Source organism: Pseudolabrys sp., assembly GCF_035943735.1.
Taxonomy (GTDB): Bacteria; Pseudomonadota; Alphaproteobacteria; order Rhizobiales; family Xanthobacteraceae; genus Pseudolabrys.
Map to the genome: position 1 here is coordinate 77,027 of NZ_DASZBV010000026.1, position 19,804 is coordinate 96,830.

16 protein-coding genes are annotated in these 19,804 nt (G+C 65.2%); 6 read left to right on the forward strand and 10 right to left on the reverse strand.

All coding sequences use genetic code 11. The features are described 5' to 3' along the window. Positions 1-132 precede the first annotated feature (132 nt). The 3 genes from urtA to VGV41_RS19850 all read right to left on the reverse strand — a co-directional run bounded on the left by urtA (position 133) and on the right by VGV41_RS19850 (position 4,550). Entirely contained in the window at positions 133-1,461 is a 1,329-nt protein-coding gene (urtA, locus tag VGV41_RS19840; RefSeq protein ID WP_326865797.1) for an urea ABC transporter substrate-binding protein, read from the reverse strand. A gap of 694 nt (positions 1,462-2,155) precedes the next feature. Further along, positions 2,156-3,145 carry a dihydrodipicolinate synthase family protein gene (locus VGV41_RS19845; protein ID WP_326865798.1) on the reverse strand — a complete coding sequence of 330 codons (990 nt, stop codon included), beginning with the start codon at positions 3,143-3,145 and terminating at the stop codon, positions 2,156-2,158. Positions 3,146-3,176: 31 nt separating this feature from the next. Further along, positions 3,177-4,550 carry an MFS transporter gene (locus tag VGV41_RS19850; RefSeq protein ID WP_326865799.1) on the reverse strand — a complete coding sequence of 458 codons (1,374 nt, stop codon included), beginning with the start codon at positions 4,548-4,550 and terminating at the stop codon, positions 3,177-3,179. A 122-nt stretch (positions 4,551-4,672) separates the two neighbouring features. On the opposite strand from VGV41_RS19850, the gene VGV41_RS19855 reads away from it, so the two are divergent. Beyond that, a complete protein-coding gene (locus VGV41_RS19855; protein ID WP_326865800.1) occupies positions 4,673-5,593 on the forward strand; it encodes a LysR family transcriptional regulator in 921 nt (306 codons plus the stop codon). Between the two features lie 170 nt (positions 5,594-5,763). On the opposite strand, the gene VGV41_RS19860 is transcribed toward VGV41_RS19855, so the two are convergent. Together VGV41_RS19860 and VGV41_RS19865 are read right to left on the reverse strand one after the other, a co-directional pair. Next, positions 5,764-6,522 carry an SDR family oxidoreductase gene (locus tag VGV41_RS19860; protein ID WP_326865803.1) on the reverse strand — a complete coding sequence of 253 codons (759 nt, stop codon included), beginning with the start codon at positions 6,520-6,522 and terminating at the stop codon, positions 5,764-5,766. 25 nt (positions 6,523-6,547) lie between these two features. Next, positions 6,548-8,338 carry an IlvD/Edd family dehydratase gene (locus tag VGV41_RS19865; protein WP_326865804.1) on the reverse strand — a complete coding sequence of 597 codons (1,791 nt, stop codon included), beginning with the start codon at positions 8,336-8,338 and terminating at the stop codon, positions 6,548-6,550. 141 nt (positions 8,339-8,479) lie between these two features. On the opposite strand from VGV41_RS19865, the gene VGV41_RS19870 reads away from it, so the two are divergent. Beyond that, complete coding sequence (locus VGV41_RS19870) at positions 8,480-10,117, forward strand: choline dehydrogenase (protein WP_326865805.1); 1,638 nt, start codon at positions 8,480-8,482, stop codon at positions 10,115-10,117. Positions 10,118-10,120: 3 nt separating this feature from the next. On the opposite strand, the gene VGV41_RS19875 is transcribed toward VGV41_RS19870, so the two are convergent. Beyond that, entirely contained in the window at positions 10,121-11,638 is a 1,518-nt protein-coding gene (locus tag VGV41_RS19875) for an altronate dehydratase family protein (protein WP_326865806.1), read from the reverse strand. A gap of 290 nt (positions 11,639-11,928) precedes the next feature. Here VGV41_RS19875 and VGV41_RS19880 point away from each other — a divergent pair, with 290 nt between their 5' ends. From VGV41_RS19880 to VGV41_RS19895, 4 genes are all read left to right on the forward strand, one after another. Next, on the forward strand, positions 11,929-13,281 hold the full coding sequence (locus VGV41_RS19880; RefSeq protein WP_326865807.1) for an ABC transporter substrate-binding protein: 1,353 nt from the start codon (positions 11,929-11,931) through the stop codon (positions 13,279-13,281). A 108-nt stretch (positions 13,282-13,389) separates the two neighbouring features. Then, entirely contained in the window at positions 13,390-14,331 is a 942-nt protein-coding gene (locus VGV41_RS19885) for a sugar ABC transporter permease (RefSeq protein WP_326865808.1), read from the forward strand. Further along, positions 14,328-15,227 (forward strand): carbohydrate ABC transporter permease, encoded by a 900-nt coding sequence (locus VGV41_RS19890; protein WP_326865809.1) that lies wholly within the window; start codon positions 14,328-14,330, stop codon positions 15,225-15,227. The genes VGV41_RS19885 and VGV41_RS19890 overlap by 4 nt, the downstream gene beginning before the upstream one ends. A 5-nt stretch (positions 15,228-15,232) precedes the next feature. Continuing rightward, complete coding sequence (locus VGV41_RS19895) at positions 15,233-16,342, forward strand: sn-glycerol-3-phosphate ABC transporter ATP-binding protein UgpC (protein ID WP_326865810.1); 1,110 nt, start codon at positions 15,233-15,235, stop codon at positions 16,340-16,342. A gap of 17 nt (positions 16,343-16,359) precedes the next feature. Here VGV41_RS19895 and VGV41_RS19900 read toward each other — a convergent pair whose 3' ends face one another. From VGV41_RS19900 to VGV41_RS19915, 4 genes are read right to left on the reverse strand one after another with little or no spacing between them, the layout of a single operon-like run. Then, entirely contained in the window at positions 16,360-17,001 is a 642-nt protein-coding gene (locus tag VGV41_RS19900; protein WP_326865811.1) for an ABC transporter ATP-binding protein, read from the reverse strand. After that, positions 16,994-17,773: an ABC transporter ATP-binding protein gene (locus tag VGV41_RS19905; protein WP_326865812.1), complete on the reverse strand. Its 780-nt coding sequence runs from the start codon at positions 17,771-17,773 to the stop codon at positions 16,994-16,996. The genes VGV41_RS19900 and VGV41_RS19905 overlap by 8 nt, the downstream gene beginning before the upstream one ends. Further along, a complete protein-coding gene (locus tag VGV41_RS19910; RefSeq protein ID WP_326865813.1) occupies positions 17,770-18,717 on the reverse strand; it encodes a branched-chain amino acid ABC transporter permease in 948 nt (315 codons plus the stop codon). Before VGV41_RS19910 ends, VGV41_RS19905 begins: the two co-directional genes overlap by 4 nt. Before the next feature lies 1 nt (position 18,718). After that, complete coding sequence (locus tag VGV41_RS19915; RefSeq protein WP_326865814.1) at positions 18,719-19,615, reverse strand: branched-chain amino acid ABC transporter permease; 897 nt, start codon at positions 19,613-19,615, stop codon at positions 18,719-18,721. Positions 19,616-19,804: the final 189 nt, after the last annotated feature.

Consider the following 19,804-nt stretch of genomic DNA (forward strand, 5'->3'; position numbering starts at 1 on the left):
GCGCCAGCAGGCGGCGATAAACACCACGCATTTCAGTCGTTCCCCGGCAAGGGTTTGATCGCGTGGAGGCGGCGGCGACCGCCGCCTCCGTTTTCGTCACGCGCCCACGCGGGCGCGGCGTTCAACCACGCGTCAGGAGCCCTGACCGCCGCACTTCTTGGTGACTGTGTTGTAGTTGCCGCACTTCAGCTTGACCCAGTCGGCCTTGAGATCCTTCGAACCCGGCAGATAGGGCGACCACGCGTCGCCGGGGACGAGACCCTTGGTCTTCCACACCACGTCGAACTGACCGTCGCCGCGGATTTCGCCGATGAAGACGGGCTTGGTGATGTAGTGGCTCGGCAGCATTTCCGACACGCCGCCGGTCAGGTTGGCCTGCTTGATGCCCGGCAGCGCCGCGATGACCTTGTCGGGATCCGTCGTGCCGGCCTTCTGGACCGCCTTCACCCACATGTTGAAGCCGATGTAGTGGGCCTCCATCGGGTCGTTGGTGGTGCGCTTGTCGTTTTTGGTGAAGGCGTGCCACGCCTTGATGAAGGCCGCGTTCGCGGGCGTCTTGATCGACTCGAAGTAGTTCCAGGCGGCGAGATGGCCGATCAGCGGCTTGGTGTCGAGACCGGCGAGCTCTTCTTCGCCGACCGAGAACGCCATCACCGGGATGTCGGTCGCCTTGACCCCCTGGTTGCCGAGCTCCTTGTAGAACGGCACGTTGGCGTCGCCGTTGACGGTCGAGACCACCGCCGTCTTCTTGCCGGCCGAGCCGAACGCCTTGATCTTGGAGACTTCGGTCTGCCAGTCGGAGAAGCCGAACGGCGTGTAGTTGATCATGATGTCTTCGGGCTTCACGCCCTTCGACTTCAGGTAGGCCTCGAGAACTTTGTTGGTGGTGCGCGGATAGACGTAGTCGGTGCCTTCGAGCACCCAGCGCTTCACCGAACCACCGTCTTTCGACATCAGATAGTCGACGGCCGGAATCGCCTGTTGGTTCGGCGCGGCGCCCGTATAGAACACGTTGCGCTCGCCCTCTTCGCCTTCGAACTGCACCGGATAGAACAGGATCGAGTTCAATTCCTTGAACACCGGCAGCACCGACTTGCGCGACACCGACGTCCAGCAGCCGAACACGACCGAGACCTTGTCCTTGGAGATCAGCTCGCGCGCCTTCTCGGCGAACAGCGGCCAGTTCGAGGCCGGGTCGACGACCACCGCCTCGAGTTTCTTGCCGAGCAGACCGCCCTTCTTGTTCTGCTCGTCGATGAGCATGAGCATCACGTCCTTCAGCGTCGTCTCGCTGATGGCCATGGTGCCGGAAAGCGAATGCAGGATGCCGACCTTGATCGTGTCCTCGGCGCGGGCGCCGCTCGGGAAAATGCCGGATGCGAGCAGCGTCAGGCCCGCCGCAGCGGCAAGCCACTGACGGCGATTCGGTCGGTTCGCGACCGTCGTTACTGTTTTGAACATGGGTGAAGCCCTCTGGGTGAAGACGTGCGTGGTCGTCCCGGCGACGTCCCGCGAAGAAGGTTTCGCAAGGCCTGTGCCAAGCGTCGGGCAGACGCTTCAAGGCTTTGAGTGGAAATGATTTTCTACAGGCACACAGGCAGATGCCAAATTCTTGAGCACCCACGCCTGATTACGGATTAGGCAGATTGCGTGATTAGTTTTCAGGCGGCGCTGTACGCGGCGGCAGCAACAGAATGCGAGCGACCGGACATGCGCTATCGCCCGTATTCTTTGGTCGGCCCCGGGCAGGCCAGTCCCTTTTTCCTTTTCCCCGAATAGGGGAATGGAGCGCCGGGAGGCGCCAGGGGCTTGCGAGGCCCCTTTGGACCACCCTTGCGATCGGGCGGTCCGCGCGCCGAGGTTCGAGGACAGGGTTGCGAAGCCCGTCCCCGGGCGCGCGCACCGCGGATTCGGCAGGTTTGCGAGGCCTGCCGCCCGGGTGCTGCGCCTCCCGGCGCTCCATCGGTCAAGTCCGCGCGGCTCTCGCGCAAGCTCGACCGCGGCGCACGGGATGTCTCCCCGCACGCCGCTCCGCCGCCGGCCCTCCCCGCTCGAGACGGGGAAGGACCGAAGGCTGATAAAGGCTACATATTCCTATATAGGAGGATTGTCAAGCGCCGCCCGTGCGATCGCGATTGCCGATTTACACGTCTCGTTAGGCGGCCAATCTCGTTTCCTTGATATCGATGACGGGTAGCCCCACGTTCTTGAGCAGGCGATACAGCGTATCGATTTCGTGCTGCTGCGGCTTCGGCATCGGGGCGCGCATGAACGGGCTTGGAATCAGCCCGCACAACCAGGTCGCCGTCTTGTAGCGGATGTGAAGCCGTCCCATGTCGGCCACGTAAGAATGAAGCTGCGACAGGCCGCCGAGCCAGATCTCGCGTGCTTTGTCGATATCTTTCCGGTCCCACGCCTCGAGATGATCGAGCATCGGGTCGAGTGCGAAATTCCAGAACCCCGACAGCGTACCGTCGAACGTGCCGTTCGCCTTGTACTCATGAAAGCGCGAGGCGAGCGCGCCCATCACGGCGACGTGGCGGTCGAGGCCGCGCAGACCGTTGGCGATCAGCATGAAGCCGTCGTACATGTACGTCATCTTCCAGCCGACGACGTTCTTGACCTCGTTGCAAATCCGCAGCGTCGCCTGCAACGGCAGACCCGGATAGAACGGCGGCTTGGCCCCGCCGACCGGATGCGTCACGATCGGAAGATCGACCGCGCGGTCCTGCGCGATGATCTGATCGAGCCAGATCTCCGGGTAATTGTCGGCGTCCCAGCACGAGGTGACGTCCTGCGCACCGCCGGGCGGCGTGACGAAGATTCCGTCGACGCCGAGCGCCTTGCAGTCCCTCGCCGTTTCGACCGTCTCGTCCGTGGTGATCGCCCAGGTGCCGGCAATGACCGGGACCTTGCCGTTGATCTCCTCCATCGCGATCTCCAGCACGCGGCGCTTCTCCTGACGGGTCAGGTAGAAGATCTCGCCCGCCTCCGGATTGATGCACAGGCCGCCGCCCATGCGGACGAAGCGTTCGTTGTCGAGGAAGTGGCGCAGGAAGCGCCGGTAAGCCTTCTCATCGATCTTCATCTGACGATCGAAGGGCAACAGCGCGGCGACGTAGAGATGATCTCCGACGGATGTCATGAGGCTACCTTTCTTCACAGTTCAAGCACGTTCACGGAGACACTTCTTCCAGAACGCGGTTCTTGGTCTCGACCGCGAACACGGCCGTGACGATGGCCGCGAGCGCGGCGATGACGCCAAAGGCGAGAAAGACGTTCTCGAGGCCGCCGCCGATCATCAGTCCGACCACGGTCGGGCCGATCATCGAGGCGAGACGCAGCCACGCCGTCGCGACGCCGACCCCCATGGCCCGCGCGCGCGTCGGATAGAGCTCGGGCGTGTAGAGATAAGCGCCGATCGAAACGACGGAGGAAAAGAAGAAGGCGATGCCGACGAAGACCAGCACCCGGAGAGGCGACTGCGCTCCGATAAACCACAGCGCAATCAGCGCCGCCGCCGCGCCGACAAAAGCCATCGCGAACCACGACCGCCGGCCGAAATAGTCGATCGTCAGCGCGCAGGTGAGCGTCCCGGCGAGACCAACGACCTGGGTGATCAACCCGTATTGCAGCGATTGGCCGAGCGAGAGGTGAAAGACGGTCCGGTAGATCGTCGGCAGCCAGACCGTGAGCCCGTAGGTGATGAGGTAGGCGGCGAACCAGATGGTCCACACGACCAACGTGCGTCGCAGGTATTTCGGCCCGAAAAGGTCCGCCCACGAGGCAGGCTGCTCGTCGGCAGCGGCCACCGTCTGCACCGGCGGCAGCGGCTTCTGCGTCGCCTTCTCCGTTTCGCGCTCGATGAAGGTCAGGGCCGCTTCCGCCTCCGCGTCGCGTCCGCGGGTCGCCAGCCAGCGCGGCGACTCCGGCAACTGACGCTGCATGAAGACGACGAGCAGCGCCGGGATTGCGCCGATGACGAACATGTATTGCCAGCCGAACACCGGCACGACCCAGCGCGCGATCAGCCCAGCACCGACGAGGCCGACCGGGAAGATCAGTTCGTAGAGCAGGACGAAGCGCCCGCGTCCCTGCGCACGCGTGATCTCACTGATGTAAACGGCGGCGATCGGCACCTCGCCGCCAAGCCCGACGCCCTGCAGCGTGCGGAACACCAGCAGCGACCGGTAATCCCATGCGAAGGCGCAGGCGAGACTCATGATCGACATCACGAGAATCGACCATTGCAGCGCGCGGACGCGGCCATAGCGCTGCGCCGCCCAGCTGAACAGCAGCGCGCCCGCCAGCTGGCCGAGATAACCGGCCGAGATCAGCAAGCCGATCTGCGGCCCGGCCAGCTTCCAGAGGGGCACGAGGACGGGCAGGACGAAGGCGATGGCGAGCGCATCGAAGGCGTCGAAAAAGGTGGCGACACCGATGATGACGCGCGCCTTGACGTGCCAGGTCGAGATCGGAAGCCGCTCGATCCTGGCGACGACGTCGGAACGTTTCGATTGATGCAGATGCAGTTGATCCAAGGCGGCCATCGCTCCCTCCATCGTGCCCTTTTTCATTGCGCGTCGGGCTTTCCGGCATGATGCGGGAGAGCATCAGAAATTCAATTCAGGTTATTGTCATAGTTCTATGAACTATGTTCATATGAGCCGCCATGAACCTCCGGACCGTCGACCTCAATCTGCTCGTCGCGCTCGACGTCCTGCTGACCGAGCGCAATGTCTCCCGGGCGGCCGCGAGGCTGGGCGTGACGCAGTCGGCGCTGAGCCATGCGCTCAAGCGTCTGCGCGTGGTGTTCGGCGACCCGCTGCTGCGCCGGGGCGCCCGCGGCATGGAGCCGACCGAGCGCGCGCTGTCGCTGCATGAGCCGATCAAGGCGGTGCTGGCGGAAATCCATTCGCTCGTCAGCACGCGCATCGTCTTCAATCCGGCCACCACGCGCCGGACCTTCAAGCTGTCGATGAGCGACGCCATGAGCGTTGAAGCGCTGCCGCAGATCGTGCGTGAGTTGCGCAGGAGCGCACCGAACATCGATCTGCGGGTGACCACCTGCGGCCCGCGGGAGGCCTGCGCGCGCATCCTCGAGGACGAAGTCGAACTGGCCGTCGGCGTCTTCCCGCACGTACCCGCGGGCATCTCCCGCAGCGAACTCTATCGCGACGTCCTGGTATGCGTGGCCGACAAAGACAACCCGCGCCTGAAGGGCGGTCGCATGGACGAGCGGTCCTACCTCGAGTCGCCGCACGTCACCGTCGCGCCGAACCTGGATTCCGGCGTGCAACTCGACGAGATCTTCGAGTCGATGGGCTTTGCGCGGCGAGTCGTCGTCACCGTGCCGCACTACACCGCTTTGCCGGGTCTGGTCGGCGGCACCGACCTCGTCGCGCACACGCGCCGGCGTCTGGTCAGTATTATCCGGACGGCGGCCAATCTGACCGTGTTTCCGATTCCGGCGCCGTTTCGCGTGCCCGAACTTTGCTTCGAGCAGATATGGCATCCGCGCTATGAGCGCGACCCGGGGCACAGGTGGCTACGCGATCTGATTGCGGCGACGGTGAGCAACAAAAGACGGTAACAAAATAAGCCGCAGCGGCGTGACCCAAGGGCGCGCGCCAGACTGCCTTAGGTCGGCTCCTGGCCTCAGCGGACCTGACCTGTATCCCGCATAATACAATTTTTGTCTCACCCCACCCGGCTTCGCGCCGCGCGCGGCGCCACCCTCCCCTTTCAGGGGAGGATAATGACTCACAGCGCCATGCCGCCGTCGACGAGATGCGGCTGGCCGGTGATGAAGCTCGACTCGTCCGACGCCAAAAACAGCGCGAGGTTGGCCACTTCCTGCGCCTTGCCCAGGCGGCCGATCGGCTGGCGCGCGACGAAGTCGGCATAAGCTTTGTCGCGGCTCTGCCCGGTCGCCTTGGCATTGGCGTCGACGCGTTCGTCGAACGACGGCGACTCGATGGTGCCGGGGCAGATGGCGTTGCAGCGAATGCCCTGGCGGATGAAGTCGGCCGCCACGGCCTTGGTCAGGCCGATCACCGCCGCCTTGGTGGCGCCGTAGGCGTAGCGGTTCGGCACGCCGCGGATCGACGACACCGCCGAGGAGATATTGACGATCGAGCCGCCACCATTCTTCAGCATCGCCGGCAGGAACGCCGTGAGCGTGCGGTGCATCGACTTGACGTTGAGGTCGAAGGAGAAGTCCCAGTCCTTTTCGGAGCAGTCGAGCACGCTGCCCTGGTGCACATAGCCTGCGCAATTGACCAGGATGTGCGGCGCGCCGAATTTCTCGATGACGGACTTCGCCAGCGCGTTGACCGCATCGGTCGAGCGCGCGTCGAGCGCGAAGGTCCTGTCGGTCTTCAGCGCCTTCAATTTCGCAGCGTCGAGATCGGTGGCGACCACATCGGCGCCCTCGGCGATGAAGGTCGCGGCGATCGCCGCGCCGATGCCCTGTCCCGCTGCGGTGATGAAGGCGCGCTTGCCGCTCAGACGTCCGGTCACGTTCGAATTCTCCCTTGCACGTCTCTTAGTGATTATCCCGCGGCACGAACTTCTCCGCGACGCGCTGGTATTTGACCGCCGGCTTGAGCACCATGCCGTCGGCAAGCTGATCGACCATGCCGCGCTGGATCTCCTGCCACGGCGTCTGATGCGGCGGATAAGGGAAGCCGCCCGCCTTCTCCAGCGCCGCGCGCCGCTGCGCGAGTTCGGTGTCGCTGACGAGCATATCGGCCCTGCCCTTGTTCAGATCGATGCGCACGCGGTCTCCGGTCTTCAGTAATGCAAGCCCGCCACCGGCCGCTGCCTCCGGCGAGGCGTTGAGGATCGACGGCGAGCCGGACGTTCCCGACTGGCGGCCGTCGCCGAGGCAGGGCAGCGACGTGATGCCCTGTTTGATCAACGCCGCCGGCGGCTGCATGTTCACGACTTCCGCGGAGCCGGGATAGCCGATCGGCCCGACGCCGCGGACGACGAGCAGCGTGTGTTCGTCGATGCCGAGCGCCGGATCCTCGATGCGCTTGTGATAGTCCTCCGGACCCTCGAACACGACGACCTTGCCTTCGAAGGCCTCGGGATCCTTCGGATTGGACAGATAGCGCCGGCGGAACTCCTCGGAGATCACGCTGGTCTTCATGATCGCCGAGTCGAACAGGTTGCCCCTGAGCACCTTGAAGCCGGCCTGCGCCTTCATCGGCTTGTCGTAGGTGCGGATCACCTCTTTGTCGGTGACGGCGGCGTGGCGCACATTCTCGTCCATCGTCTTGCCGTTGATGGTCAGCGCGTCGCCATGGACGCGGCCGGCCTTGATCAACTCGTTCATCACCGCCGGCAGACCGCCAGCGCGGAAATACTCCTCGCCGAGGAAACGGCCGGCCGGCTGCATGTCGACCAGCAGCGGAATGTCGAGGCCGAGCGTCTCCCAGTCATCCATCGACACCGCGACACCGATATGGCGCGCGATGGCGTTGATGTGGATCGGCGCATTGGTCGAGCCGCCAATCGCCGAGCAGGCGACGATGGCGTTTTCGAACGCCTTGCGGGTGAGGATGTCGGACGGGCGCAGGTTCTCACGCACGATCTCGACCGCGCGCACGCCGGTCTCGTACGCGATCTGGCCGCGCTCGCGATAGGGCGCCGGGATCGCCGCACAGCCGGGCAGCGACATGCCGAGCGCCTCGGCCAAGGCATTCATGGTCGAGGCTGTGCCCATCGTATTGCAGTGACCGATGGACGGCGCCGACGACGTGACGATGTCGATGAACTCGGGGTAGCTGATCTTGCCGGCGGCATGGTCGGCGCGTGCCTGCCACACCACCGTGCCGGAGCCGGCGCGTTCGCCCTTCCACCAGCCGTTCAGCATCGGCCCGCCGGAGAGCACGATGGCGGGGATGTTCACCGTCGCCGCCGCCATGATGCAGGCCGGCGTCGTCTTGTCGCAGCCGGTCGTCAGCACGACGCCGTCGAGTGGATAGCCGAACAGCACCTCGACGAGGCCGAGATAAGCGAGATTGCGGTCGAGCGCGGCGGTCGGCCGCTTCCCCGTCTCCTGGATCGGATGCACCGGGAATTCGAAGGCGAGACCGCCGGCGGCGGTAATGCCGTCGCGCACGCGTTTGGCCAGGTCGAGATGATGCCGGTTGCAGGGCGACAGGTCGGAGCCGGTCTGCGCGATGCCGATGATCGGCTTGCCCGAGGTCAGTTCCGCCCGCGTCAGCCCGAAGTTGAGATAGCGCTCGAGATAGAGCGCCGTCATTCCGGGATTGTCGGGGTTGTCGAACCAGAGCTGCGAGCGCAGTTTCGTCTTGCGGCCGTCCATCGTTCACTCCATCCCGCTGGCGCCTGGCACGATAGAAGCGAATTCCTCGAAGGCAAGCCGGGGGCATGCCGCACCGCGGGCCTTGGAACGGCGGGACCTCGGCGTCTACACTTTGCGCCGGGACACGCAGCAAGGCCGATCATGACGACCGCACGGGATACCGGAAGCTTCGATTACATCATTATCGGCGCCGGCTCCGCCGGCTGCGTGCTGGCGAACCGCCTCACCGCCTCCGGCCGCCATCGCGTGCTGCTGCTCGAGGCGGGCGGCCGCGACAATCACTTCTGGATCCACGTGCCGCTCGGCTACGGCAAGCTGTTCGCCGACGCCAAAGTGAACTGGCTGTACGCGACCGAGCCGGAGCCGGACCTCGACAACCGCCGCATCATCCAGCCGCGCGGCAAGGTGCTCGGCGGCTCGAGCTCGATCAACGGTCTTCTTTATGTGCGCGGGCAATCGGCCGACTACGATCACTGGCGGCAACTCGGCAATACCGGCTGGGGCTTCGACGACGTGCTGCCCTACTTCCGCAAGGCCGAAGACCAGGAGCGCGGCGCCGACGACTACCACGGCGAAGGCGGGCCGCTGTCGGTCTCGGACGTCAGCGAGCCGCATCCGCTGTGCGAAGCCTTCATCGCGGCGGCGCAGCAGGCCGGCTTCCCGCGCAACAACGACTTCAACGGCGCCACGCAGGAAGGCGTCGGCTATTACCAACTGACCACGCGCAAGGGCCGCCGCTGGTCGACCGCGCGCGGCTATCTCAAGCCCGCGCTGAACCGGTCCAACCTGAAAGTGGTCACCGATGCGCTGGCGACGCGCATTGTGTTCGACGGCCGTCGCGCGACCGCCGTCGAATACCGGCAGAACGGCGCGCTGCATCGCGCGCGCGCCAATGCCGAGGTGATCCTGTCCGGCGGCGCGTTCAACTCGCCGCAGCTGCTGCAATTGTCCGGCGTCGGCCCGGCCGAGCTGCTGCGCCGTCACGGCATCGACGTCGTCGCCGACATGGCGGGCGTCGGCGCCGACCTGCAGGACCACTACCAGGTGCGCATGCAATATCGCTGCACCGAGCCGATCACCATGAACGACGTGATCAACAGCTGGCGGCATCGCATGGGCGAAGGCCTGCGCTATTTCGTCTCACGCAAGGGGCTGCTGACCATCGGCGCCGGCTATGCCGGCGCCTTCCTGCGCACGCGGCCGGAGCTGGCGACGCCCGACGTGCAGATCCACTTCCTCATCTTCAGCGCCGACACTGCCGGCGCCGCGCTGCATCCGTTCCCCGGCTTCATGATGTCGGTGTGCCAGTTGCGCCCGGACAGCCGCGGCTTCGTGCACATCAAGTCGGCCGACCCGTCGGCCGCGCCGGCGATCCAGCCGCGCTATCTGTCGGACCGGCTCGACTGCGACACCACGGTCGCCGGCATCAAGCTGCTGCGCGGCATCATGGAGCGGCCGGCGATCCGCCGCTACATCGACACCGAGCTGGTGCCGGGTGCCGACTGCGTCAGCGACGCCGACATGCTCGCTTATGCACGCGCCACCGGCACCACGGTCTACCACCCGACCAGCACCTGCCGCATGGGCGCCGACGCGAAGGCTGTCGTCGACACGCGCCTGCGCGTCCACGGCTTCGAGGGTTTGCGCGTCATCGACGCCTCGATCATGCCGGCGCTGGTGTCGGGCAACACCAACGCCGCCGCGGTCATGATCGGCGAGAAGGGCGCCGACATGATCCTGGAGGACGCCCGCGCCGGAACGCTCGCCGGCGCGGCGTGAGGCCTACATGGTGGCGCCGATCTGCCACGGCACGAATTCGAGATCGCCGTAGCCGAGGTCTTCCGACTTGGAACGTTCGCCGGAAGCCACGGCCAGCACCTTGTTGAAGATCTCCTCGCCCTTGTCGGCCACGCTGACGCCGTCGAGCACGTCGCCGCAATTGATGTCCATGTCGTCGATCATCGACTCGTAGACGTAGTGATTGGTGGCGAGCTTGATCGACGGCGTCGGCTTGCAGCCGAAGGCGGACCCGCGGCCAGTGGTGAAGCACATCACGTTGCAGCCGCCGGCGACCTGGCCGGTCGCGCCGACCGGATCGTAGCCGGGCGTGTCCATGAACACGAAACCCTTCTCCTTCACCGGCTCGGCATATTCATAGACGGCGCGCATCGTGGTCGAGCCGCCCTTGGCGGCGGCGCCGAGCGACTTCTCCAGGATGGTGGTGAGCCCGCCGGCCTTGTTGCCGGGCGACGGATTGTTGTTCATCTCGCCGCGATTGCGCTCGGTATAATCCTCCCACCAGCGAATGCGCGCGACCAGTTTCTCACCGACCTTGGCGTTGACGGCGCGGCGCGTCAGCAGGTGCTCGGCGCCATAGATCTCCGGCGTCTCGGCGAGCACGCCGGTGCCGCCGTGCTTCACCAATAGATCGACGGCGGAGCCGAGCGCCGGATTGGCGGTGATGCCGGAATAGCCGTCAGAGCCGCCGCACTGCAGCGCCAGCACGACCTCCGACGCGGGCCGCGTCTCGCGCTGCGCCCGCGCGGCAATCGGCAGCATCGCCTTGATGCGCTCGACACCCTCGGCAACGGTCTTCTTCGTGCCGCCCGTCGCCTGGATGGTCATGGTCTGGAAGTGATCGCCCTCGACCAAGCCGTAGTCGTCCTTCATGCGGTCGATCTGGAATACCTCGCAGCCGAGGCCCACCATCAGCGCCGCGCCCAGGTTGGGATGCGTGGCGTAGCCCCACTGCGTCCGCTGCAGCACATCCCAGCCTTCGCCCTTCGCTGCCATGCCGCAGCCGGTACCGTGCACGAAGGGCACGACGCCATCGATGCCGGGGTAGTCGTCGAGCAGGCCGGAGCGGTTGACCGCCTCGGCGATGAACTTGGCGACCGAGGCCGAGCAGTTCACCGAAGTGAGCACGCCGATATAATTGCGCGTGCCGGTCTTGCCGTTCGGCCGCACATAGCCCTCGAAGGTAGCGCGCAGCTCCGGCGGCAGCACCTCGTCGTTCTTCGCATCTTCGGCGAAGCGATAGTCGCGGGCGAAGTCGTGCATCGCCACATTATGCACGTGCACCCACTCTCCGGGCGCGATGGCCTGCGATGCGAAACCGATGATCTGCCCGTATTTGCGTACCGGCTCGTTCACCGCGACCGGGCGCACCGCCATCTTGTGCCCGCGCGGCACCCGTTCCCGCGCTGTCTGCCCGGCAATCTGGCTGCCCGCAGGAAATTGATCGACGGCGACCACGACATTGTCGTCGGGGGAGAGACGAATGAAACGCGGCGTGCTCACTGAGGGGTCCTTTCCGACTTCAAGGAACTGTCCGCCATTGCAGCGGATTCGCGGCCGAATTGCCGAGCTTCCGATACAGGGGTTTATCGCGATCCGGGACGATTGGATACAGCCGCAACAATCGCAGTTTCAATTGTCTCTCGCGGCCTGCGCATGTTGGGCAAGGGCTTGTTGCAGCGCGAGATGCACGGTATCGCGCAGACTTCACAAATCTCTAGCCTTTCCAAATGGCGAGAGTATCCTTCCCTCAAGGCCAGGACGACAATGGCAATATTCTGGGAGGAATAACAATGCCATCGACCCGTATCTCGCGCCGTTCCATCCTCAAAAGCGCAGCTCTCGGTTCCGCCGCCGCCATTTCCGCGCCGTATGTCAGCGGCGTCAACGCGGCTGGAACGATCACGATGGGCTGCTGGGACCATTGGGTGCCCGGCGCGAACAAGGCTCTCGACAAGATCACCAAGGAATGGGGCGACAAGAACAAAGTCGAAGTTCATATCGATTACATCACGTCGCAGGGCGAGAAGGACAAGCTGACCGCCGCCGCGGAAGCGCAGGCCGGAACCGGTCATGACATCATGTCGCACCGCGACTGGAACATCCGCATCCACGAGCGGCTGCTGGAGCCGCTCGACGATGTCATGGGTCAGTTGACCAAGTCGCTCGGGCCGGTCAGCCCGGTCGCCGAGTATCTCGCCAAGATCAAGGGCACCTGGCGCGGCATCCCGACGACCGTCGGCAGCCAGGTGAAGCCCTGCCAGTCGCGCTTCGATCTCTATCAGAAGTACTGCGGCATCGACCTGCGCGACATGTTCCCGAACGACATCTCGAAGTACGACAAGAAGAAGACCGATCTCTGGACCTGGGATCTGTACCTCGAGACCGCGCAGAAGCTGCACAAGGCCGGCTATCCGGTCGGCCTGCCGATGGGCCAGGCGTCGGACGCGGTCGACTGGGTCGGCGCCTTCTTCAAGTCCATGGGCGTCGTGTTCATCGACCACGACGACAAGATCAAGATCGACTCCGACGAGACGCGCAAGGCGCTCGAATACATGAAGAAGCTCATGGCGGTGAACCCGCCGGAGGTCTACGCGTGGGATGACGCCGGCAACAACCGCTGGATCATCTCCGGCAAGGGCTCCGGCATCATGAACCCGCCGAGCTCTTGGGCGGTCGCCAAGCGCGACAACCCGGACGTCGCCAAGAACATCTGGCATCACGGCATGCCGAAGGGTCCGAAGGGCCGCTTCGTCGGCCAGCTGCCGCAGTTCTACGGGCTCTGGCAGTTCTCCAAGAACAAGTCGGCGGCCAAGGACCTGCTGCTGCACATCTCGCAGCGCTCGTCGGTGGCGCAACTCGTCGAGGCCTCCTACGGCTACGACCTGCCGTCGTACAAGAGCCTGTACGATCTGCCCACCTGGGCCAAGGTCGAACCGCCGCTCGGCACGGCCTACAGCTATCCGCCGCGCGACGACGAGGAAACCTCGGTGTTCGGTCAGCCGGCGCGGGCCGAGGTTGGCGCCCAGATGTACAATCAGGCGATCAACACGGTGATGGTGGCGAAGTTCACACAGGGCAACGAGAAGCTCGACAACGTCATCAAGTGGGCCGCGAACGAGCTGGAAGGCACGTTGCGGGCCTGACGCCGCATGCGCGGCACGATGAAGCTGCATGCCGGCCGCAAGGGCCGGCATGCGCCACTTTAAATTGCCAATCTGATCTTACGTCCGACGACAGCCGGAGATCGCCGCATGGCCGATACAGTGCAGCGCTGGACAGCAGGCGTTCAGACCCCGCCGCTGGCGGCGCGTCGCGGTCTTGGCAAATTCATGCGGCAGCGCTCGACCATCGCCTTCCTGATGTGCCTGCCGCTGCTGGTGATCATCTCCTGCCTGGTCATCTACCCGGCCTTCTACTCGATCTGGCTGTCGATGCTGAACAAGTCGCAGACGCGATTCATCGGCCTCGGCAATTACCGCTTCCTCATGACGCGCGACGTCTTCTGGATGGTCGTGCAGCAATCGGCGATCTTCGCCATCTCGGCGGTGCTCTTCAAAGCGCTGATCGGGCTCGTCACCGCACATCTGATCAACAACCTGCCGGTCAAGGGCCAGCGCAAGTGGCGCGGCATGCTGCTGGTGCCCTGGGTCATTCCGCTGGCGCTGTCGTCGCTCGGCTGGTGGTGGCTGTTCGACCCGACGCATTCGGCTTTCAACTATGTCCTCCAGGAACTCGGATTCAGCGAGATCCCGTGGCTGTCCGACCCGTACTGGGCCCGCTTCTCGGTGATCCTGGTCAACGTCTGGTACGGCGCGCCGTTCTTCCTGATCATGTATCTCGCGGCGTTGAAGTCCGTACCCGAGCAGCTTTATGAAGCCGCGGCGATCGACGGCGCCAGCGCCTGGCAGAAATTCGTGCACATCACGCTGCCGATGATGCGCAACATCATGGCGATCACCATCCTCTTCTCGCTGATCGTGACCTTCGCCAACTTCGATATCGTGCAGATCATGACGGCCGGCGGTCCGCGCAACATGACCCACGTCTTTGCCACCTACGCCTTCATGCTCGGCATCCGCTCCGGCGACCTGCCGCTCGGCGCCGCCACATCGCTGTTCATGCTGCCTATCCTGGCGATCGCCGCAATCTTCATCCTGCGCGGCGTGCGTAAACGTGGAAGGGAAATCGGATGAGCACTGCGGCCGTCTCCGTTCCATCGAACCGCTCGCAGAGCCGCCGTTCAAGTCTGCGCCGCAGCCGCCGCTGGGCCTTGATCGCGTCCTACGTCTTCCTGGTGCTGTTCGCGATCTTCTTCCTGATCCCGCCCTATTACATGGTGGTGACGGCGTTCAAGAGCGATGCCGAGGTCGCACGCATGGCGACCAATCCGTGGATCATCGCCGACGGAGTAACGCTCGACCAGTTCAAGATTCTTTTCACGAACACCGACTTCCTGATCTTTTTCAAGAACACCGCGATCGTGACGGTGTGCGTCGTCTGCATCACGATGGTGGTCAGCGTACTCGCCGCCTTCTCGCTCGGCCGCATGAGGTTCTGGGGCTCCGGCCTCCTCGCCACCGGCATTTTCCTCACTTATCTCGTGCCGGACACGCTGCTGTTCATTCCGCTGTTCCAGATCGTCAAAGCCGTCGGCCTGCTCAATTCCTACTGGGGCATGGTGCTGGTCTATCCGACACTGACGGTGCCGTTCTGTACCTGGATCATGATCGGCTACTTCCAGTCGATCCCGAAGGAGCTCGACGAAGCGGCGCTGATCGACGGCGCCGGCCACATGCAGATGCTCACCAAGATTTTCATCCCGGTGGCCCTGCCAGGCATCATCGCCGCGACCATCTTCGCTTTCACGGTTTCGTGGGCCGCCTTCGTCTATCCGATGGCCTTCCTTTATTCCTCGGACCAGCAGGTGCTGACGGTCGGCACCGTGACGAGCCTGATCCGCGCCGACGTCTACAAGTGGGGCATGCTGATGGCCGGCGCGCTGGTCGCTGCAGCGCCGCCGCTCATCATCTACGCCTTCCTCATGGACTATTACATTGCGGGCCTCACCGCCGGCGCCACCAAGGGCTGAGAACAATGGCCGAAGTCGCACTGCGTCAAGTCGTCAAGAAATATGGTGACGTCGAAGCCGTCCGTTCGATCGATCTCGATATTCCGAACAACGAGTTCGTCGTGCTGGTCGGCCCGTCCGGGTGCGGCAAGAGCACGACCTTGCGTATGATCGCAGGGCTGGAGGAGATCACCTCCGGCGACATCTCCATCGGCGGCGAGATCGTCAACGACCTGCCGCCCAAGGATCGCGACATCGCCATGGTGTTCCAGAACTACGCGCTCTACCCGCACATGACCTCGTTCGAGAACATGGCGTTTGGGCTGAAGCTGCGGAAATTCTCCAAGGCCGAGATCAAGCAGCGCGTCGAGCATGCCGCGCGCATTCTCGACATATCGGAACTGCTCGAGCGCCGACCGAAGGCGCTTTCAGGCGGCCAGCGTCAGCGCGTCGCCATGGGTCGCGCCATCGTGCGCAATCCCAAGGTGTTCCTGTTCGACGAGCCATTGTCCAACCTCGACGCCAAGCTGCGCGTGCAAATGCGCACCGAGATCAAGCGCGTGCACCAGAAGGTCAAGACGACGACGGTCTACGTCACGCACGACCAGGTGGAGGCGATGACGCTCGCCGACCGGGTCGTCGTCATGAACAACGGCATCATCGAGCAGATCGGCCCGCCGCAGGAGCTCTATCACAAGCCGCGCACGCGCTTCGTCGCCGGCTTCATCGGCTCGCCGGCGATGAATTTCATTCCGTGCACGATCGAGGCGCACGGCGACGGCCTGCGTGTGCGGGTCTCCGACACGATCGCACTGCCGGTGCCGGCCGCGCGCGCCGCGCCGTATCGCAGCGCCGTGGGCAAGGAGATGACCTTCGGGCTGCGTCCCGAGCACATCACCGAGCCGCGGCCCGGCAACGGCGCCGGCAATGGCAACGGCGACACGGATTTCGCGGCCGTGCTCGACGTCGTCGAGCCGATGGGCATGGAGACGATGGTGTTCTTCACCATCAACGGCACCGAGGTGTGCGGCCGCGTCGAGCCGACCGCCGCCGGCGAGGCCGGCACCAGCATGCGCCTGCACGCCAACATGGATCACATGCACCTGATCGACCCGGCGACCGGGCTGGTGCTGTAGGACGGGGCTGCGCGCGTCTACGCCGCGGCGACGACGCCGCGTTCGATGCGATAGGCGCGCGCCAGCAGATCGAGCACGTGCACCTCGTTCGATTCGGCGATCAGCACCGACACGCCCTCGCTCTTGAGGTTTGCCAGCACTTCGCCCAGCCGCCGCGCCAGAGCCGGCGCCAGGCCTTCGAACGGCTCGTCGAGCAGCAGGATGCGCGTGCCGGCCATCAGCGCGCGCGCCAGCGCCACCATCTTCTGTTGCCCGCCCGACAATTCGAGCGCGCGGCGCGCCGCGAAGCGCGCCACCTCCGGCATGATGCCGAAGATCCATTCCAGCCGCTCCTCGACGCCGTCGGCGCGCGTCGACCAGGTCGGCAGGCGGATATTCTCTTCGACGGTGAATTCCGGCACCAGCCGGCGGTCCTCCGGCATGTAGCCGATGCCGTGCTGCACGCGGCGATGCGCCGGCAAGGCCAGCAGGTCGACATGGCCGAGCTCGACCTTGCCTTGCGCAGGCAGAGCGCCCATCAGCGCACGCAGCAGCGTCGTCTTGCCGGCGCCGTTGCGGCCGATGAGGCCGCACATCTCGCCTTCATCCACGGCAAGCGAGGCGCCGCGCAGGATCGGGATCGGCCCGATCGAGACGTTGAGATCGGCGACCCTAAGCATGCGTCGCCCCTTTCGGCCGCAGCTTGACGCCGGTGATCAGCTCCTGCACGCGCGGATCGGCGAGCGTCTTGTCGGGCGCGCCGTCGGCGATCACGGTGCCGTCGTAGAAGGCGAGCACGCGGTCGGCGAACTTCTCGACGATCTCCATGTCATGCTCGACGAACAGCACGGTGATCTTGCGGCTCTTCAGCGCCGTCATGACGACGCTCATCAGGCCGAACTTCTCCTCGATCGAGATGCCGCTGGTCGGCTCGTCGAGCAGCAACAGCCGCGGCCAGCCGACCACCGCCATGCCGATGTCGAGGAGCTTGCGGATGCCCTGCGGCAGCGTGTTGGCCGGCGTGTGCCGGTAGAGCCCGATCTGGAACAATTCGAGCGTCGCCTCCGCCTCGGCGATCGCCGCCGGCGAGCGCAGCGGCGTCGTGAGCACGCCGAACGGCCCGCGGCAGCGCGCGATGGCCGCGGCGATGCACATGTTCTCGAACACGGTCAATGTCGGGAACACCTGCGCCACCTGGAACGAGCGCGAGATGCCGAGCCGCGTGATCTCGCGCGACGGTTTGCCGGTGATGTCCCGGTCCTCGAAGCGGATCGTGCCCTTGGTCGGCGTCAGGTGGCCGGTGATCATGTTGATGAAGGTCGTCTTACCGGCACCGTTGGCACCGATGACGCCGACGGTCTGTTCGGCCGGGATGCTGACGTTGATGTCGCGCGCCGCCACCAGCGAGCCGAACGTCTTCTCCAGATTCTCGACGGCGAGGATCGCGCTCATGACGACGCCTCGCCGCTTTTGCGCCGGCGCGTCAGGAGCGAGCCGAGCCCGTCCGGCAGGAACAGGATCGTCAGCAGCAGCGCCGAACCGAGCGTCAGCTGCCACAGGCTCGGCATCGCATCGACGGCGAAGGAGCGCACGGCCTCGAAGCAGAGCGAGCCGATGAAGGCGGCGGCGATCGAGCCGGCGCCGGCGAGGACGGTGACGAAGACGAAGCCGCCCGAGGTGGTCCAGTAGGCCATGTTCGGGTCGACGTGGCCGATGGCGAGTGCGGCCAAGCCGCCGCCAAGACCACCGAGCACGCCGGCGACGAAGATCTTCACGTGCACGATGCGGCTCGCGGAGACACCGAGGAATTCGATGCGGATCTCGTTGTCGCGGATCGGCGCCGCCAGCGCACCGGCGACCGAGCGGAAATAGGCGCCGATCAGGACCGCGCAGACGGCGCCAACGCCGAGTGTCAGCCAGTAGAGCGCGCGTCCGAGCGCGTCGCCGCGCGGCGCGAAGCCGAGGATGGTCGGCGTCGCCACGGTGAAGCCGTCGGTCGAGCCGAGCGATTCCGTCTTCACCAGCACGCCGTAGAGGATCATCGACAACGCCAGCGACAGCATGGCGAAGAATATCTCGCGATAGCGCGCGAGCAGAAAGCCGACGAGGACCGCGACGATGCCAGCGGCGATGCCGCCGAGCAGAACCAGCGCGATGGCGTCGGTGAAGCCGGTCCAGCGCGCGAACAGAGCGACGGTGTAGGCGCCGACGCAGTAGTAGAGCGCCTGCCCGAAGGAGACGAGGCCGGCGCGCCACATCACGACCAGTCCGAGCACGACCAGCGCGTTGGCGAAAGCGATGGTCGCGAGCGACACCACCCAGTCGGGCAGGACCGGCCCGGCCGCCGCCGCGATCAGGAACATGAGAGCGCCGACGAGATACGCGCGCGTGGCCATGTCAGATCTTTCTCGGCTGCGCGCGCACGAAGAGGCCGTAGGGCCGCACCACCAGCACCAGCGCCATGACGCCGTAGATGACGAACAATTCGATCTGCGGCGCCAGATGCACGGCGGCGGCGCGGCACAGTCCGACGATCAGCGCGCCGATCAGCGCGCCCTCGATCGAGCCCATGCCGCCGATGGCGACGACGGCGAAGGCGAGCACGATGACCTCGACGCCGATGCCGAGTGTCACCGAGATTTTCGGCGCCATCACCGCGCCGCCGAGCGCGCCCAGCGCCGCGCCGATGATGAAGGTGACGGTGTAGACGAGCGTGACGTTGATGCCGAAGGCCGCTGCGGTCTCGCGGTCGAAGATGACCGTCGTGAGCACGCGGCCGTAGCGCGTGAACCGCAGCGCCCACCACGCCACCGCGGCGACCAGCGCGGCGATGACGACGAGGAGGATGTCGTAGTTGGACAGCACGAGGTCGCCGATCTCGATGCTGCCGGCGGAAACCATCGGTTGATAGGCCGGGTAAGACTGCGCGCCCCAGATCAGCCGCGTCACATCCTCGAGAATGAGAAACACGGCGTAGGTGACGAGGACCACCACGACTTCGTCGCGGCCGTAGACGAGCCGCAACACGCCGCGTTCGAGGATGAGGCCGATGATCACGCCGATCGCCATCGCGAACACGATCATGAGCAGAAACCCGGCCGCCGCCGGCCAGCCGGCATCGACATAGATGCCGACGGCCGTCGCCGCGCCATAGGCGCCGAACGCGTAGAACGACCCGTGCGCGACGTTGAGGATCTTCATCACGCCGAAGATCAGCGTCAGGCCGATGGCGACGATGAACAGATAGGCCGCGTAGACGAGGCCGTCGGTGATGATGGCGAAGGCGGTCAGCACGTCAGCGCACCGAAGCTGTCGCGGATGGTCTTACCCTCCCCCGCGGAGCGCGGGGAGGGTCGGTTCGCATTGCGCATGCGATGCGAACCGGGGTGGGGGCGAGCTGCCAAATCGACGCGGAGAGAGTGTTGCAGCGCAGAGCCTCCCATCCCCGACCCCTCCCCGCCGCTCGCGAGAGCTCGCGTGGGG